Genomic DNA, 15,350 nt, shown 5'->3' with positions numbered 1-15,350 from the left:
AGGACACCGCCATCCGCATGTTTATCCATCATATCCCAGCAGGGCGGCCCGAAGGGCAGGCGCGTCCGTGCAAATGCCGTCGGCCCCCGCCGCACGGAGATCCGCCGTCGCACCGGCGCCAAACGTGACGCAGATGCAGGGCACCCCCTCGGCGTGGGCGCCGCGGATATCGTGCGCCGTATCGCCCACGAGAACGGCGTCATCCGCCCCGAGGCCGAGGGCAGCTAGGGCGTCACGCACCGAGTCCGCCTTCGTGTGGCGACCCGCGGCCTCGTTCATGCCGATGACGGCCTCGAACTCGGTGAGGCCGAGAGCGGCGACCATGGACCGCGCGCTCGACTCCTTGCGCGACGTCGCGACCGCGAGACGCTTGCCGGCCGATGCGAGGTCCGCCACGAGCTCGGCCATTCCGGGCATGAGCGGCCAATCGGCGGGACCGAGCTCGGCGAAGACCGCACGGTATTCCTCGGTGACGCGTTCTGCCTCCGCCTGGGCAAACCCACAGGTGTCGCGAAAGCAGTCAACGAGCGGCGGCCCGATGAAGCGGCGCAGGTCGCCCATCTCCTCGGGCGTGAACCCATGCGCGCCCAGCACGCGGCGCACCGTCGTCACGACCGCGTTGCCGGTGTTGGCGAGCGTCCCATCGAAATCGAAGAGCACGGCGGGGCGGTCCGCAACAGATGCGCTCACCGTATCGATGACCATACCAGTTCCTCCTTCTGCCATGACGCAAAAGGCCCGCCGCAGAAGCGACGGGCCTGGCAAACTCGAGATGACGGGAACGCTTACTCGGCGTCCTCGGCCTTCTCCTCCGGCTTGTCGAGCGGGGCGACCTCAATCTCCACGCCGAGGGTCTCGGCGGCGGACTTCATCGAGAGCGAGATGCGACGACGGTCGAGGTCAATCTCCATGACCTTGACCTGCACCTTAGCGCCCACATGCGTGACCTGAGCGGGCTGGTCCACGTGCTTGTTGGCCATCTCGGAGATGTGCACGAGGCCCTCGATACCCTCGCCGAGGTCGACGAACGCGCCGAACGGCACGAGCTTGGTGACGGTACCCTCGACGATAGCGCCCACGGGGTACTTCTTGACGAGCGAACGCCACGGATCCTCGGTGGTCTGCTTGAGGCCGAGCGAGATGCGCTCGCGGTTGAGATCGACGTCGAGCACCTCGACCTCGACCTCCTGGCCGACCTTGACGACCTCGGAGGGATGGTTGACGTGGTTCCAGGAGAGCTCGGAAATGTGGATGAGGCCGTCGATGCCGCCCAGATCCACGAAGGCGCCGAAGTCCACGATCGAGGAGACCGTGCCCTTGAGGCGCATGCCGGCCTTGAGCTTGGAGAGGATCTCGGTGCGCTCGGCCTTGCGGGACTCCTCGAGCACCACGCGGCGGGAGAGCACGACGTTGTTGCGGTTGCGGTCCATCTCGATGACGCGGGCCTCGATGCGGGTGCCGAGGTAGGAGCTGAGGTCCTTCACGCGGCGCAGGTCAACGAGGGAGGCGGGCAAGAAGCCGCGCAGGCCGATGTCGAGGATGAGACCGCCCTTGACGACCTCGATGACCTCGCCCTCGACGTTCTCGCCGGAGTTGAACTTCTCCTCGATGCGGTTCCAGGCGCGCTCGTACTCGGCACGCTTCTTGGAGAGCACGAGACGACCGTCCTTGTCCTCCTTCTGAAGGACGAGGGCCTCGATGGAGTCGCCGAGGTTGACGATGTCGGCCGGGTTAGCGTCCTTGCGGATGGAGAGCTCGCGGACCGGGATGACGCCCTCGGACTTGAATCCGATGTCAACGAGGACCTCGTCCTTCTCGATCTTGACAACGGTGCCGCTGACAAGATCACCCTCATCGAAGTCGGTGATGGTACCGTCGATAAGGCTGTTCATCTCCTCTTCATTCACATCGTCAAGAGAGAAGATGGACGCGTTCTGAATCTCACTCAAAGGTGGACCCCTTTCGATGTACGGGGCCCCGACCGCTAGACCTACGACAGGAGCCGACCCGCTCGGGGCCGTCACCCACCGGTTGGGAACACTCGGGGGCCGACAGATACGGACGTGAGCTTCGATAGAAACTCACGGAAGTAAAGAATACGTTGTTGCCGCCGGTTTTTCAAGAATGACTTGCGCAAATTTACCTTCGGTGCGAAAATTCGCGCATCCGCGCGGTAGACGGTCCCCCTCAGACGGCGGACGGTCGCGCGTCCACGGGACGCCCGGCGCCGCAGGCGGCATCGTCGGCAAGCCCGCTCCCCGCCCGTTTCTCTCGGCGGTCATGTGCTTGGCGTGTCGATGCGCGCGCCCCGGCGCATTATCCGCCGCCTCTGGGTACACCCACCCATACGCGACCCGGCGGCCGACCCGTCCGCGTCGCCCCAAAACCCGGTTCTACCAGCGAGGAGGTGCCCCCGTGCTCAAGTGCATCGCATTCGATATGGACGACACGCTGCTCAGCATCAACCTGAGCGCGTTTATCGCCGTGTTCGCCAAAGACGAGGCGACGCTTTTGGCCGACGTGGGACGCAAGAACCCGCTCGCGACGTTCGCCTCGCTCACGGGCGTCATGCTCGACCTCAACAACAACTCCCGGTCCGACGACGACACGCGCACCAACCGCGCCTTCTTCGACGCGGAGATCGAGCGGCGCTGCGGCGTCGCCCTCGCCGACCCCGTGGTGGCGGACGCCTTCACCTATTACGAGCGCGAGGTCCTCCCCGGCAGAAACGACGCGATCATCGCGGCGCGCCCGCGCCCCGGCGCGCTCGAGGCCGTCGATCGGGCGCTCGACCGCGGCTATACCGTGGCGCTCCTCACCAACCCGAGCTTCAGCGAGGCTTGCATCCGCACCCGCATGGGATGGGGCAGCCTGACCGACATCCCGTTCAAGCTCGTCACCTATATGGAGAACACCACCCGCGTGAAGCCGAGTCCCACCTATTACCTCGCTTGCGCCGAGACCCTGGGCTTCGCCCCCGAGGAGATCCTCATGGTGGGCAACGACCCCAAGCGCGACTTCCCCACCCCGGACTGCGGCATCCAAACCGCCTACGTGGGCCACGGCCGCCGCCCCGTGCGCGCGACTTGGGCGGGCTCCATGGAGGAGTTCGCACGGTCATTTGACGAGGTGGAGGAGCGCTTTGCCGCATACGCCGAGCGACGCCTCCTCGACATCGTGCAGGACACGTCCGTCGGGCACTGAGCCCCTTGGACAAAAATCGCGGAGGTTTTTGTCCATAGGGGGTTAGTAATAGGCGGCGCGGCAGCATCGCGCAAGCGAATGGCTCCGTGAGACGCCGCTGTATATGGCCGGGCGGCACGCGGCAGGACCGCCGTCATCTCCGCGGGACCACGGGGCTATAGCCTACCGGTGCCAGAGGCTATAATCTAAGCAGCGCGGACATCCGCGCCGACATACGGGGAGCTTGCAGGGCAGGACGGCAGGCTGAGAGGGGGCGCGCCCGCCCCGACCCGAGGAACCTGATGTGGGTAATGCCAACGGAGGGAGTTAACATGACCGCATCATCGCATACCGACTCGACCCCCACCACCGCCGGCGCGCCGGTGACCCAGCTTGATTTCGCGCGCGCGGGCATCATAACCGACGCCATGCGCGCCGTGGCCGCCCGCGAGCATCGCGACCCCGAGTTCATCCGCGAGGGCGTCGCCGCCGGACGCATCGCCATCCCGGCGAACATCCGCCATCTCGCCCAGGGCCTCGAGCCTCGCGGCGTGGGTGCGGGGCTCTCCACCAAGGTGAACGTGAACCTCGGCATCTCCGGCGACGTGGCAAACGCCGACGTGGAGTGGGAGAAGGTCGCCACCGCGGAGAAGTTTGGGGCAGACGCCATCATGGACCTCTCCAACTCCGGCAAGACCAGGTTCTTCCGCCAGGAGCTCGTCCAGAAGACCCCGCTCATGGTGGGAACCGTCCCCATGTACGACGCCATCGGCTATATGGAAAAGCCGCTCGTCAAGCTCACGGCCGAGGACCTGCTCGCCACCGTGCGCGCGCACGCCGAGGACGGCGTCGACTTCCTCACCATCCACTGCGGCATCAACCGCTCCGTCATCAAGACGTTCAAGGAGACCGGCCGCCTCATGAACATCGTCAGTCGCGGCGGGTCGCTCCTCTTCGGCTGGATGGAGGTCACGGGCAACGAGAACCCGTTCTTCGAGTTCTACGACGAGGTCCTCAAGATCTGCCACGAGTTCGACGTCACGATCTCGCTCGGCGACTCCTGCCGGCCGGGCTGCCTCTTCGACGCCAACGACGCCGCCGAGACGGCCGAGATGATCGAGCTCGGCAAGCTCACCCGCCGTGCCTGGGACGCCGGCGTGCAGGTGATGATTGAGGGGCCGGGCCACATGCCCATCAACGAGATCGAGGCGAACGTCCGTCTTGAGAAGAGCCTCTGCCATGGCGCCCCCTACTACGTACTGGGCCCGCTCGTGACGGACCTCGGCGTGGGCTACGACCACATCACCGCAGCTATCGGCGGCGCCATCTCGGCGAGCGCGGGCGCGGACTTCCTCTGCTACGTGACGCCTGCCGAGCACCTGTGCCTGCCCGACGCCAAAGACGTGCTCGACGGCCTTATCGCCACGCGCATCGCCGCCCACGCCGCCGACATCGCCAAGGGCGTGCCCGGTGCGCGCGAGGCCGACGACCGCATGGGCGACGCGCGGCGCCGCCTCGCCTGGGACGAGATGTGGCGGTACGCGCTCGACCCCGTGACGTCCAAGGCGCGCTACGAGGCGTCCCCCGCGTCCACCGAGGGCACCTGCACCATGTGCGGCAAGATGTGCGCCGTCCGCACCGTCAACAAGATCTTTGAGGGGACGACCATCGACCTCGACGCCGAGTAGGCCGCACGCGGCCGGCACCACCGTCCCGTCGACGGATGTATGCCCATCGCCTCGGCTGGGTACGACAAACGGGACCGGCCACGCCGGCCGGTCCCGTTTCCACTCTCGGGCGCATAGCGCCAGATTGCCGAGGCAGCCATGCAGACCAAGACCCTACCCGCCGTCCTTTCCATCGCCGGCTCCGATTCGAGCGGAGGGGCGGGCATCCAGGCGGACATCAAAACCATCGCCGCGCACCACCTGTTTGCCGAGACGGCCATCACCGCGCTCACCGCGCAGAACACCACGGGCGTGCGCTCCGTGCTCGACGCCACGCCGGAGTTCGTCGCCGCCCAGATCGACGCCGTCTTCGAGGACATCCCGCCCGCGGCCGTCAAAATTGGCATGGTGTCGCAGGCGGGCATCATCGAGGCCATCGCCGACAGGCTCTGCCATTGGCAGGCGAAAAACGTCGTCGTCGACCCCGTGATGGTCGCCACGTCGGGCGCCAGGCTCATCAGCGAGGACGCCGTCGCCGCCCTGACCGGAAGGCTCTTTGGCCTCGCCACCGTCATCACACCCAACATCCTCGAGGCCCAGGCGCTTGCCGAGGTCGACGACCCCGTATCCACCGCGCACGACCAAGAGGAGCTCGCCTGCGCACTCGTGCGGCGCTTTGGCTGCGCCGTTCTCCTCAAAGGCGGCCACAACGTTAACGACGCCAACGACGTGCTCGCCGAGCCCGCAGCCGACCCCGCCGCCCGGCCAAACACCACGTGGTTTCGCCACACGCGCATCGAGACGGCGAACACCCATGGCACCGGCTGCACCCTCTCGAGCGCCATCGCCTGCGGTCTTGCCCAGGGCATGCCCCTCACGGACGCCATCAACCAGGCAAAGACGTACCTGACGGGCGCACTCGCCGCCGGCCTCGACCTCGGCCAGGGCTCCGGCCCCCTCGACCACATGTGGCAGTATTAGGGTCGCTGTATACGCAAATCAGAAAGCTGTGTATACCCAAAAGGAGCGACGGGCGCTGGCACGCGGACCCGGCGCTCCCCCGGGACCGCCCGGCGCTTCCTTAGGGCCGACTTAAGCTTTGGTCCCCTTGCATACGCGGAGCTTAATCCACGCTGCCGCGGGTAGATATGGAGTAACACCATGCCCCTACCGGACAATCGGCTGGGGGCTTTTCAGATGGAGGTTGCACCATGAAGTGGTACGACGCAGATCACGATTACATCAGCGACTATATCGAACAGTGGAACCGCATGACCGGGCGCGCCAAGGCCGGCATGATCGTCTTCGGCATCGTGCTCGCGCTCGCCGGCGTGGCGGCGATGGTGGCACCGCTCAGCACGTACTCCTTCGTGCAGGGCGTCATCGTGACGGTCCTTCTCGTCCACGGCATCGGGCAGATCGCGACCTACGCGCAGACGCCCGAGTTCTTCCGCAACGGCGCGCAGCTCGCCGCGGGCATCCTCAACGCCATCCTGGCGCTGCTGCTCTTCATGCTCCCCACGAGCGTGCTCGCCGGGTCCATCATCTACCTGCTGGCGTTCATGCTCATCATGACGGGCGTCGAGCGCATCTCGTTCGCACGGCAGATGCGCTACTACCAGATCCCCACCTCGTCCATGGGGACGGCGACGGGCGTACTCAACATCATCCTGGGCATCGCGTTCATCTTCATGCCGCTCATCTCGAGCGTGGTCTTGAGCTACCTCATCGCCGCCTATCTCATCGTGGCGGGAATCACCCTTACGGTCGAGGGCATCGCCATCAAGCGCATCGACCGCTAAACGCGGGACAAGCACGGGGGCGGCCACCTACCGTTGCGGCCGCTCCGCGGGGGCATCGGCATATGGAAGCCCTGTTATCGGCGCATCTCCACCACGGGGGATGCGCCGATTCTCCGTTAGGCGGCAGACAGGTTAGAGATACTTGCGCCAATCGTCGTCTTCATCCTCGTCGTCCGCGCGGGCGGCCTCCTCGGCGGCGCGCGCCTGGGCGGCCTTGGCAGAGGCCTCGGCATAGCTTTGCGCCGGCGCAGCGGGGAAGGCGCCGAGAACATGGCGGAACTGGGCGAGGTTGTCGTCGTAGCGCGTCTGCGGCACGGCGAAGATCACCTGCTTGACGCCCCACCGGCCAGAGGCGAGCTCTTGGCGGAAGGCCTCGGCCACCTGCTCGGCATCCCATCCAAAGACGCCGCAGCCCCATGCGCCGAGCACGACCTTCTCGCGCCCCAAGTCGTCGACGATGGCGAGCACGAGGCGGATCCGGTCGCGCAGAGCGCGCTCGAGCTGCTCGTCGGTCACGTGGTACTCCTCGCGGGCGCGCCGGGCGTTGGGCGCCGCGGCGACGATGACGTCGGCGTAGGCGTGCATCTTGCTCCGCTCGAAGCGCACGGCCGGCACGACGAGCGCGCGGTCGCGGTAGAGCTCGCAGTTGATGTTGCGGCGGCGGTTCTCCTGGTACCACGCGCGCTGCTCATCGAGCACGTTGTAGAGGTACGACTCCGCGCAGAGCGCCTCCTCCTGCGCCCAGGCGCCGCGGATATAGCCGCCGCCCGGGTTGACGAAGCTCGCGAAGTCGAGGAGCGCGAGGTCGCAGAACTGCGCGTACCCGCGACCGTTCTCGAGCACGGCCGCCACGGAATCGGCGTCGACGACGCTCACCTGGGGCAACGCGGGCGCGGCCGTCTCGGGCGCCGCTTCCTCAGCCGGCTCCTCGGTGACGGGCGCGGCCGGCGCCTTCACCTTGGGCGCGCCGTCATAGTGCTTGACCCCGCCGAGCGAGCGCTCGATGTCTTTCGCCAGACGCTCGGCGACCTCGGCCGTATGCCGCTCAGCCGCGCGGGCGCGCCCCTCGCGCCGCGGGTTCTGCCTGCCGCCCTGTCGCCGTCCGCTTCTTTCGTCAGCCATAGCCTCACCTTTCGCCGTCGGTATCGCGTTCGGCATCCATCGTAGGCCAAACCGCCCGGCATCCGACCGAGAAATCGGCCTTTGGCCAAGGCACCGTCGCCCGCGGCGCGCCGCCCTCCGCAACGGCCGCGGCGGCGTGAGCGCCGGCGCCATGGCGGCCTGCCGCGCGAGCGCCCGGCCGCGCGCCTACCGCCCGATGCCGCTCGTGGCGAGCGCGACGGCCTCGGCGACCTCATCGGTAATATGCACGAGCTTGGGGTCGAGCTCAGAGATCATACCCTCGCCGCGGAGCACCCCGTCGATCCAATCGAAGAGCCCCCGCCAGTAGTCGGACCCCATAAGCACCACCGGCGTGCGGGCGACCTTGTGCGTCTGAACGAGGGTGAGGAGCTCGAAGAGCTCGTCGAGCGTGCCGAAGCCGCCCGGGAAGACGATGGCGCCGTCCGAGTACTTGACGAACATGGTCTTGCGGACGAAGAAGTAGCGGAAGGTCATGCCGAGGTTGACCCAGCGGTTGAGCTCCTGCTCGTGCGGGAGCTCGATCCCCAGACCGATGGAGGTGCCGTCCGCCTCCGCCGCGCCGCGGTTGGCCGCCTCCATGATGCCGGGGCCGCCGCCCGTCATGGTGGCAACTCCCCGCTCGGCAAGAAGCCGCCCCGTCTCGCGCGCGGCCGCGTACATGGGGTCGTCCGGCTGCGTGCGCGCCGAGCCGAAGATGACGACCGCGGGGCCCACCTCGGCGAGCGCGCCGAAGCCGTCCACGAACTCCGCCTGGATCCGCAGCACCCGCCAGGGGTCCATGTGCAGCCAGTCGGTCGATTTCTCCGGGGCGAGCAGGTTGGCGTAGGTGTTGTCGGTGGGGATCATGCGGCCGCGCATCATCACGGGACCGCGGTAGTAGGTGCGCTCCCCCGCCTCGTGGGTGTCGTTGTCTGCCATGGGCGAGCCCTCCTGTCGAAACCTGCCGCGCCGAGGACCTTGCGTCCGCGCGCGGCGCATGCGTTGCCCTCATGGTACCCACGGGCGCCGCCCTCCGCACCCTCAGCGACCGCGCCGGATGCCCGCAGCCGCGCGCTCGTGCCCGCTTGCCAAATCGGCAAACGGTCGCTTTCGCCCGGCGAACGCACACCTTACGCGAACCTTACAGAATGAGCGCCGCACCTTACATAACACTTACGGCGTTTTCGTCAATATGCCGGCGGCGGCATGGTACAAGAGTGTCAGGCTCCCCTTCCGGGCGACCGACTCCCGCACGCGGGGAGCCGATCGACAAGGAGGCACTCCGCCTCGACGCTTTATCCGGACCTAGGGGACCACCATGACGAACAAGAACTTAACCGTCCTGCTCGCCACGCTGCTCGCTTTGATTGTGGGAGGCGGCGCCGGCTTCGCCCTCGCGCAGGGCACGGGCCTCATCGCCGCACCGGCCGCCTCCGCGGACGCCACGGCCGTCACCGAGGAGCAGCTGCCCTATCCCGAGGGCGGCGGCACCCTCATCCTGCGCGTGAACCCCGAGTTCGCCATTCACTACGATGCCCAGGGCAAGGTCGTGGGCGTCGAGGAGCTCAACGACGACGCCCGCGCAATGGCGCTCGACCTCGCCTCCTATGAGGGGCAGGAGTGCCGCGCCGCCGTGCAGGCGCTCGTCACCAAGATCCGCGAGGCCGGCTACTTTGTGGAGGAGATCGAGGGTGCGGGCACAAACGCCATCGGCCTCGAGGTCGAGCAGGGCTCGAGCCTGCCCTCAAGCGACTTCTTGCGCAACATCGTGCATGATTCGCAGTCCTACGTGGTGAGCCAGAACCTCACGGCGCCCATGACGGTCACCGGGGCGAGCAACTACGGCTGGACCGATTACGGTGACACCGACTACGGCCCCGACAACGACGGCGTGACCGACTACTACGACTCCGACTACGGCGCGCTGAACGACGGCGTGACCGACTACGTCGAGCCCGCCGCGAGCGCACCTGCTACCTCGGCGCCCGCCGCATCGGCGCCCGCGAGCTCGGCACCCGCGACGACGGGCACCACGTCCGGCGGCGCCACGCACACCCCGGCGCCCACGCCTGCCCCTGCCCCATCCGGCGGCAACTCGGGCTACTCCGGCTACGACAGCAACTCCGGATACGACAGCGCCTCGGGCTACTCCGGCTACGATGACTAGCGCGGAACCCGCACGCCGATGACCCCGCGCCATGAGCTCAAGTTCGCGGTTCCCGCCACCGAGGCGCTCGTGCTCTCACGGCGCCTCGGCGCGCTGCTCCCCCGCGACCCGCACGCCGGAGCGGACGGCCGCTACACCGTGAGGAGCCTCTATTTCGACACGCCGGCAGACGGCGCGCTCCGCGCCGGCCACGAGGGCTATTCCCGGCGCGCCAAATGGCGGCTGCGAACGTACACGGATGGCGCCGACGACGCACCCCGCGCCTTCGTGCTCGAGAAGAAGATGAAGCGCGCGGGCCTGGGAACCAAGGCGAAGGCGGCGCTCACGCCCGAGCAGGCCTACGTGCTCGCCGCACCGGGCCCCACCGAGGCCTCCCTCATGGCGGCGCTCAACCCTCCCGACAGCCCGCTCGACCCCGTGCTCGCCGAGTTCTGCGCCCTCACGGCAGCCGAGCCCCTCGTCGCGCGCACCGTCGTCGTCTACGAGCGTGAGGCCTATCTCCACCGCGCGGGCAACGCCCGCATCACGCTCGACACAGACGTGCGCGCCCACCCGCACCCGGATGCCCTGTTCGACCCGGCGCACCTACTCGTACCCGTCGCACCCGGCGAGGCCGTCGTCGAGGTGAAGTACGACGCCTTCCTGCCCGCGTGGGTCGCCGACGCCGTCCGGCCGGGCACAGCCCGCACGGCATGGTCCAAGTACGCCCTCGCCCGCCGCCTCGAGTAGACGCCCGCCCTGCCAGCGCCCCCGACCCTGAGGATTATCCATGACCACCTTCAACGACATCTTCACCTCCGCCTTTCTCGACCGCATGACCGCCGTCCCCCTCATCGACATGATCGTGGCGATGGTGCTCGCCGGCGCGCTCGGCCTCTTCATCTTCCTCATCTACCGCAGGACCACCACCGGCATCCTCTACTCCTCGACCTTTGGGGTCTGCCTCGTGGTGATCACGCTCGTGACGACGCTCGTCATCCTCGCGGTCTCGAGCAACGTGCTGCTCTCGCTCGGCATGGTGGGTGCGCTCTCCATCGTGCGCTTCCGCACGCCGGTCAAAGAGCCGCTCGACATCGTCTTTCTGTTCTGGTGCATCGCCACGGGCATCGTGCTCGCCGCAGGGCTTCTGTTCCTCGCGATCTTTGGCTGCATCTTCATCGGACTCGCGCTGCTCCTGCTCACGGGGCGCGCCGCCAACGACCGACCCTACCTTCTCGTCGTGCGCTGCGGTGCCGATGCGGACGAGGCGGAGGTAACCGCGCTCATCCAGGCGGGCACGCGCGCCCAGAGCCTCAAGGCTAAGCAGGTCGCAGCGGGCGCGCTCGACCTCACGTACGAGGTGCGCCTCGCAGACGGCAAGACCGACATCGTGGCCGCGCTCGACGCGCTGCCCGCGGTGACCGAGGCGCTGCTTGTGTCCTACAACGGCGACTACCAGGGTTGACGGTGGACCGCGACAGCCCCGGCGCCCAAAGCGCCCGCCCCCGCCCGGGAGGCGCCGCCCGGCCCCGCGAGCGCGCGCTCGATCGCGCGGCGTTTCTCGCCCTCGCCGCGGGCCTCGGCCTCACCGCGGCGCTCGCCGCCGCCGGGGCAGCCGGCATCGTCCGACCCGCGCGCAACACGGGCTATCTCGAGCGGCTCTTTACCGCCGAGCGCGTCCACACCATCGACCTTGCCGTCGCCGACTGGGACGCCTTTCTGGCAAACGCCAGCGCGGAGGAATACGTCGAGGTCGATGCGGTCATCGACGGCGAGCGCCTCGAGGGCGTGGGGCTGCGCGCCAAGGGCAACAACTCCCTTTCCCACGTGACCCGCCGGGGTCTCACGCGTTTCAGCATGAAGATCGAATTCGACCACTACCGCGCAGGCCTCACGTACCACGGGCTCGACAAGCTCTCGCTCGACGCCTCGTTTCAGGACAACAGCTACCTCAAGACCCCTCTCGCGTTCGCCCTCATGCGCCACCTCGGCGTGCCCGCACCGGCGACGAGCTTTACCGAGGTGCGCGCAAACGGCACGCGCATCGGCCTCTACCTCGCCATTGAGGAACCCGAGGACGCCTTTGCGCGGCGCATATGGGGACCGTCCCACGGCGTGCTCTACAAGCCGGACTACCGCTCGCTTGAAGCTGAGAACGCCGACGTCGCGCTCTGCTACCTGGGTGATGACCCTGCGCGCTACCCTGGCATCTTCGACGAGGCCCTCACCCCCGTCGACGCCGGGGCCGAGGCGCGGCTCATCCGCGCGCTCAGGCTGCTCGACGCGGGCGAGGTCGAGGCCGCCGTCGATGTGGACGCTACGCTTCGCTACTTCGCAGCGCAGGTATTCGTGGCGAACCTCGACAGCTACCTCGGCCACACGGGTCACAATTACCTACTGTATGAGGACGAGGGGCGCATCCAGATGCTCCCTTGGGATTACAACCTCGCCTTTGGAACCTATGCCCTCGGCCGCCCGGAGCTCGCGGACGACGCGGGCACCTACGTCAACCTCCCCATCGACGAACCGGCGGCGGCAGACATCCTTGCCAGGCGCCCGCTCTTCAGCCGCCTCATGGAGCGTGACGGCTACCGTGCCCGGTACCATGCCTACCTGCAGGAACTCGTCGATGGCTTTGTGGGGGCGGGCAGGCTCGCGAGGACCGTCGGGCGCGCCCGCGAGCTCATCGCGCCCTACGTGGCGCCCGACCCGACCGCCTATGTGACCTATGACGAATGGCTTGCAGGCGTCGACGCGCTCGAGACGTTTTGCTCCCTCAGGGCCGAGAGCATCGCGGGACAGCTCTCGGGGGCGATCCCCACCACGCAGGCGGGTCAGGCCGCCGCGCCGGGCACGCTCGTAGACGCGGGCGGCCTCGACCTCGCCGACTTGGGCGAGCTCGCCGACCTCGACCGCTAGCCGCTCGCGCCCGGCGCTCCTCCGGCAACCATCGTTTCCCCTGCGTAGCGACCGTGTCAAACATGTTTTGCACGGTCGGGGCCAAACAAACGGGTACGATGGGGGAAACGCACCCGACGATTGCGAGCGAACCATGGACGCACCGCACCGCACCAGCCCCGTCCCCGGCGATGCCCGGCGCACGGCGCCGCGCATCGCGCCCCTGTCCCAAGACATCGCCGCGCGCATCAAGGCGCGGCGCCAGACGTGCGGACTCAGCCAGGACGCCCTCGCCCGCGCGCTCGGCGTGACGCGTCAGACCGTATCCAACTGGGAGTGCGCGCGCACCATCCCCGATGCGCTCTCCCTGCGCGACATCGCACGGGCGCTCAACACCACCGCCGACGCGCTCCTGACCTCCCCGGGCCCCGCCGCGCGCGACCGCGCCCTCGCCGCGCGGCGCGAGCTCTGCACGGTCGCCGGCATCGTGCTCGCCCTGCAGTTCATCGCCATGGCGATCGACGGCGCCGCCATCGGTGGCCCCGCGCCCGCCTCGAGCACGGGCTTCGCCGCCTTCCGTCTCGGGATATGCGTCGTCGGCGGGATCTGGCTCTGGTGCATCGCCCGCCGCGAGGGACTCGCGACCGTGCGGCAGATGATCGACTTCGCGAGCCTCGCCTCGACGCACCCCGGCAGCTGGGGGGATCGGGCCCTGCGCTTCACGTCACGCTGGTTCTGGACGCTCTGGTTCGCGCTCTCCGCGCTCATGTACGCCCTCGGCAGCGGCATCGGCATCGCACGCGGCCAGACGGACGCGTCGAGCCTCATCGCGCCCGCGTTCATGCTCCTCATCGGGACGATTCCCTACACATGGGAGCGCTCAAACGCGCGAAATGCGCGGACGGGACAATCTAGGGAATAGTTGAGAGCGCCCCCGGCGAGTAGACCGATGGCGTCGTCCCATCAAACATGCAGGTAGGGCGCTTGCCACAAAAGACGCCTACCTGCGAGATGCCGCCGCAACTAGGCACTAGATTTCCAAACCCGGCCTACGCGCCCGGCACGGCGGCGCACGGGAGCTCGCCGGCGGCTATCTTCTCGCAGAAGAGGCGGTAATCCTCCTCGTTCTGATCGGCGTAGGCGTCCGCAAAGTCCGCGAGCGCGTCGGCAAAGGCGCCCTCGGCTTCGTGCGCGTCCTTCTTGGGAAGACCGAGCCCCAGATACGCCGCGATGGCCACGCTGTCGCCCGTGCGCGCATGCGCGTGCGCGAGCGCCCAAGCGCAAAGGCGCGCCGTCGAGCGCAGCCCCTCCTCGCCAATGTCCTCGAGGTCGATCGAGCCCTTGCCGTTCCACAGCTGCCGCACGTAGTAGTCGCGCCGCTCGCCGAGGGGGTTCTCGACGCTCGTCCAGCCCAGCAGGATATCGCTCGTCGATTGGATGAGCCGCTGCCCCTGCACCACGCGCTCCCCCGCGTGCGCGAAGCCGCTGGGCCGCCAGAAGCGCTCGACCACGGATTGCTGGGCCTCTTTTACCTGCATGACCAGCGGGTCGTCGGCATCCTTGCCCGCAAGCAGCACCGCCCACGCGCGCGTGCCGACGCTCCCCACGCCCACCACCTTCTGCGCGGCGTCCTGATAGCGGTAGCGGTTCAAAAGGAAGCGCCGATCGTACGGGAGGCTGTCGAAGTACCGGCCCATGAGCTCCACGAGCGCGCGGGAGAGCTCCACCGTGTCGCGGTAGCCGTGGTGCTCCGAGAGCGGCACGAGCTCGGGCGGGCGCATCTCGAAGCGCAGGCGCCCGCCCTCGAGGCGCGCGAGCTTCTCGACGGCGCGGGCGCTCGTCTTGGCGCGCGCCTTGCTCATGGCGCGGCGGAGCGTGCGGCTCTGCCTGCCGCTCATCTCGTCCTCAAAGCGCGCGACCACCTGATCGAGATCGAGGTGCGCATACCACACGTCGAGCTCGCCCATCTCGGCAAACTCCATCATCGCACGCGCGTAGGCCTTCGCGCACGCGCGCACCGCGGCGCGCCGGTCGTGCCGCGAGAAGCCGCGCTCGCGCCCGCAGATCTCCACGCTGGAGACGAGCCGGCAGATATCCCATTCCCAGGGTCCGGGGGCCGTCTCGTCAAAATCGTTGATATCGAAGACGAGGTGCCGGGTGGGGCTCAAAAACATGCCGAAGTTGGCGATGTGCGCGTCGCCCACCGCCTGCACCTCGATGCCCGACACCGGACGGCAGGCGAGGTCCGCCGCCTGTATGATGGCAGACCCGCGAAAGAAGGCGAAGGCAGAGGCACTCATGCGCGCGTACCGGATGGGGATGAGCTCGGCCACCCGCGTCGCCGACTGCTCCTCGAGAAGCGCCACGGCGCCCGCGCGGGCCGCCTCGGGCCTCCAGGCCGCAAGCCCCGCGACCGGGCACGCGCCGGCAGCCTCCCGACCGCGCGCCATGCGCTCCTCGCGCGTCCCGCGCTCGCGCCGGTCCGGCGAGACCCGAGGTTTTTGCTGCGCGCCCGTAAGCTCCATCGTGTTC

At 68.2% G+C, this 15,350-nt stretch carries 14 protein-coding genes and 1 riboswitch; of the genes, 9 read left to right on the top strand and 5 right to left on the bottom strand.

What is annotated here, in order from left to right; genetic code table 11:
- Positions 1 to 21 precede the first annotated feature (21 nt).
- Together B5F70_RS02615 and rpsA are read right to left on the bottom strand one after the other, a co-directional pair.
- Positions 22 to 705 carry an HAD hydrolase-like protein gene (locus tag B5F70_RS02615; RefSeq protein WP_087204010.1) on the bottom strand — a complete coding sequence of 228 codons (684 nt, stop codon included), beginning with the start codon at positions 703 to 705 and terminating at the stop codon, positions 22 to 24.
- A gap of 80 nt (positions 706 to 785) precedes the next feature.
- A complete protein-coding gene (rpsA, locus tag B5F70_RS02610; RefSeq protein ID WP_087204009.1) occupies positions 786 to 1,949 on the bottom strand; it encodes a 30S ribosomal protein S1 in 1,164 nt (387 codons plus the stop codon).
- A gap of 466 nt (positions 1,950 to 2,415) precedes the next feature.
- Between rpsA and B5F70_RS02605 the strand changes: the two genes are divergently transcribed.
- The 4 genes from B5F70_RS02605 to B5F70_RS02590 all read left to right on the top strand — a co-directional run bounded on the left by B5F70_RS02605 (position 2,416) and on the right by B5F70_RS02590 (position 6,652).
- Complete coding sequence (locus tag B5F70_RS02605) at positions 2,416 to 3,204, top strand: HAD family hydrolase (RefSeq protein ID WP_087204008.1); 789 nt, start codon at positions 2,416 to 2,418, stop codon at positions 3,202 to 3,204.
- A gap of 205 nt (positions 3,205 to 3,409) precedes the next feature.
- Positions 3,410 to 3,526: riboswitch (TPP riboswitch) on the top strand.
- Positions 3,516 to 4,871, top strand: coding sequence for a phosphomethylpyrimidine synthase ThiC (thiC, locus tag B5F70_RS02600; protein WP_087204007.1), 1,356 nt, complete (start codon positions 3,516 to 3,518; stop codon positions 4,869 to 4,871). Its footprint overlaps the riboswitch before it by 11 nt.
- Positions 4,872 to 5,009: 138 nt before the next feature.
- Positions 5,010 to 5,831, top strand: coding sequence for a bifunctional hydroxymethylpyrimidine kinase/phosphomethylpyrimidine kinase (gene thiD / locus B5F70_RS02595; protein ID WP_087204006.1), 822 nt, complete (start codon positions 5,010 to 5,012; stop codon positions 5,829 to 5,831).
- 230 nt (positions 5,832 to 6,061) lie between these two features.
- Positions 6,062 to 6,652, top strand: coding sequence for a DUF308 domain-containing protein (locus B5F70_RS02590; RefSeq protein WP_087204005.1), 591 nt, complete (start codon positions 6,062 to 6,064; stop codon positions 6,650 to 6,652).
- A 132-nt stretch (positions 6,653 to 6,784) separates the two neighbouring features.
- Here the strand turns inward: B5F70_RS02590 and B5F70_RS02585 are convergent, their stop codons facing one another.
- Positions 6,785 to 7,774, bottom strand: coding sequence for a TIGR02452 family protein (locus tag B5F70_RS02585; RefSeq protein WP_087204004.1), 990 nt, complete (start codon positions 7,772 to 7,774; stop codon positions 6,785 to 6,787).
- Positions 7,775 to 7,960: 186 nt separating this feature from the next.
- Positions 7,961 to 8,713: a TIGR00730 family Rossman fold protein gene (locus B5F70_RS02580; protein ID WP_143753908.1), complete on the bottom strand. Its 753-nt coding sequence runs from the start codon at positions 8,711 to 8,713 to the stop codon at positions 7,961 to 7,963.
- A gap of 379 nt (positions 8,714 to 9,092) precedes the next feature.
- On the opposite strand from B5F70_RS02580, the gene B5F70_RS02575 reads away from it, so the two are divergent.
- The 5 genes from B5F70_RS02575 (at position 9,093) to B5F70_RS02555 (ending at position 13,740) form a co-directional block, all read left to right on the top strand.
- Positions 9,093 to 9,941, top strand: coding sequence for a hypothetical protein (locus B5F70_RS02575; RefSeq protein WP_087204002.1), 849 nt, complete (start codon positions 9,093 to 9,095; stop codon positions 9,939 to 9,941).
- An 18-nt stretch (positions 9,942 to 9,959) separates the two neighbouring features.
- Positions 9,960 to 10,670 carry a polyphosphate polymerase domain-containing protein gene (locus B5F70_RS02570; protein WP_087204001.1) on the top strand — a complete coding sequence of 237 codons (711 nt, stop codon included), beginning with the start codon at positions 9,960 to 9,962 and terminating at the stop codon, positions 10,668 to 10,670.
- A gap of 40 nt (positions 10,671 to 10,710) precedes the next feature.
- Positions 10,711 to 11,385, top strand: coding sequence for a DUF4956 domain-containing protein (locus B5F70_RS02565; RefSeq protein ID WP_087204000.1), 675 nt, complete (start codon positions 10,711 to 10,713; stop codon positions 11,383 to 11,385).
- A 2-nt stretch (positions 11,386 to 11,387) separates the two neighbouring features.
- The gene (locus B5F70_RS02560; protein WP_158094912.1) at positions 11,388 to 12,839 is read left to right on the top strand and encodes a CotH kinase family protein; all 1,452 of its coding nucleotides are present in this window, start codon (positions 11,388 to 11,390) and stop codon (positions 12,837 to 12,839) included.
- 133 nt (positions 12,840 to 12,972) lie between these two features.
- A complete protein-coding gene (locus tag B5F70_RS02555; protein WP_087203998.1) occupies positions 12,973 to 13,740 on the top strand; it encodes a helix-turn-helix transcriptional regulator in 768 nt (255 codons plus the stop codon).
- 127 nt (positions 13,741 to 13,867) lie between these two features.
- Here the strand turns inward: B5F70_RS02555 and B5F70_RS02550 are convergent, their stop codons facing one another.
- On the bottom strand, positions 13,868 to 15,343 hold the full coding sequence (locus B5F70_RS02550) for a DUF2252 domain-containing protein (protein WP_087203997.1): 1,476 nt from the start codon (positions 15,341 to 15,343) through the stop codon (positions 13,868 to 13,870).
- Positions 15,344 to 15,350 lie beyond the last annotated feature (7 nt).

Source organism: Collinsella sp. An268 (genome assembly GCF_002159765.1).
Classification (GTDB): Bacteria; Actinomycetota; Coriobacteriia; order Coriobacteriales; family Coriobacteriaceae; genus Coprousia.
Note: the sequence above shows the minus strand (reverse complement) of the source record. Positions and strands in the feature narration are given on the sequence as shown.

What these genes read in the sequence shown, in the direction of transcription:
- B5F70_RS02615 (WP_087204010.1), bottom strand. Translation starts at nt 705, where the DNA reads ATGGTCATCGATACGGTGAGCGCATCTGTTGCGGACCGCCCCGCCGTG.
- thiC (WP_087204007.1), top strand. Translation starts at nt 3,516, where the DNA reads ATGACCGCATCATCGCATACCGACTCGACCCCCACCACCGCCGGCGCG.
- thiD (WP_087204006.1), top strand. Translation starts at nt 5,010, where the DNA reads ATGCAGACCAAGACCCTACCCGCCGTCCTTTCCATCGCCGGCTCCGAT.
- B5F70_RS02590 (WP_087204005.1), top strand. Translation starts at nt 6,062, where the DNA reads ATGAAGTGGTACGACGCAGATCACGATTACATCAGCGACTATATCGAA.
- B5F70_RS02585 (WP_087204004.1), bottom strand. Translation starts at nt 7,774, where the DNA reads ATGGCTGACGAAAGAAGCGGACGGCGACAGGGCGGCAGGCAGAACCCG.
- B5F70_RS02580 (WP_143753908.1), bottom strand. Translation starts at nt 8,713, where the DNA reads ATGGCAGACAACGACACCCACGAGGCGGGGGAGCGCACCTACTACCGC.
- B5F70_RS02575 (WP_087204002.1), top strand. Translation starts at nt 9,093, where the DNA reads ATGACGAACAAGAACTTAACCGTCCTGCTCGCCACGCTGCTCGCTTTG.
- B5F70_RS02570 (WP_087204001.1), top strand. Translation starts at nt 9,960, where the DNA reads ATGACCCCGCGCCATGAGCTCAAGTTCGCGGTTCCCGCCACCGAGGCG.
- B5F70_RS02565 (WP_087204000.1), top strand. Translation starts at nt 10,711, where the DNA reads ATGACCACCTTCAACGACATCTTCACCTCCGCCTTTCTCGACCGCATG.
- B5F70_RS02555 (WP_087203998.1), top strand. Translation starts at nt 12,973, where the DNA reads ATGGACGCACCGCACCGCACCAGCCCCGTCCCCGGCGATGCCCGGCGC.
- B5F70_RS02550 (WP_087203997.1), bottom strand. Translation starts at nt 15,343, where the DNA reads ATGGAGCTTACGGGCGCGCAGCAAAAACCTCGGGTCTCGCCGGACCGG.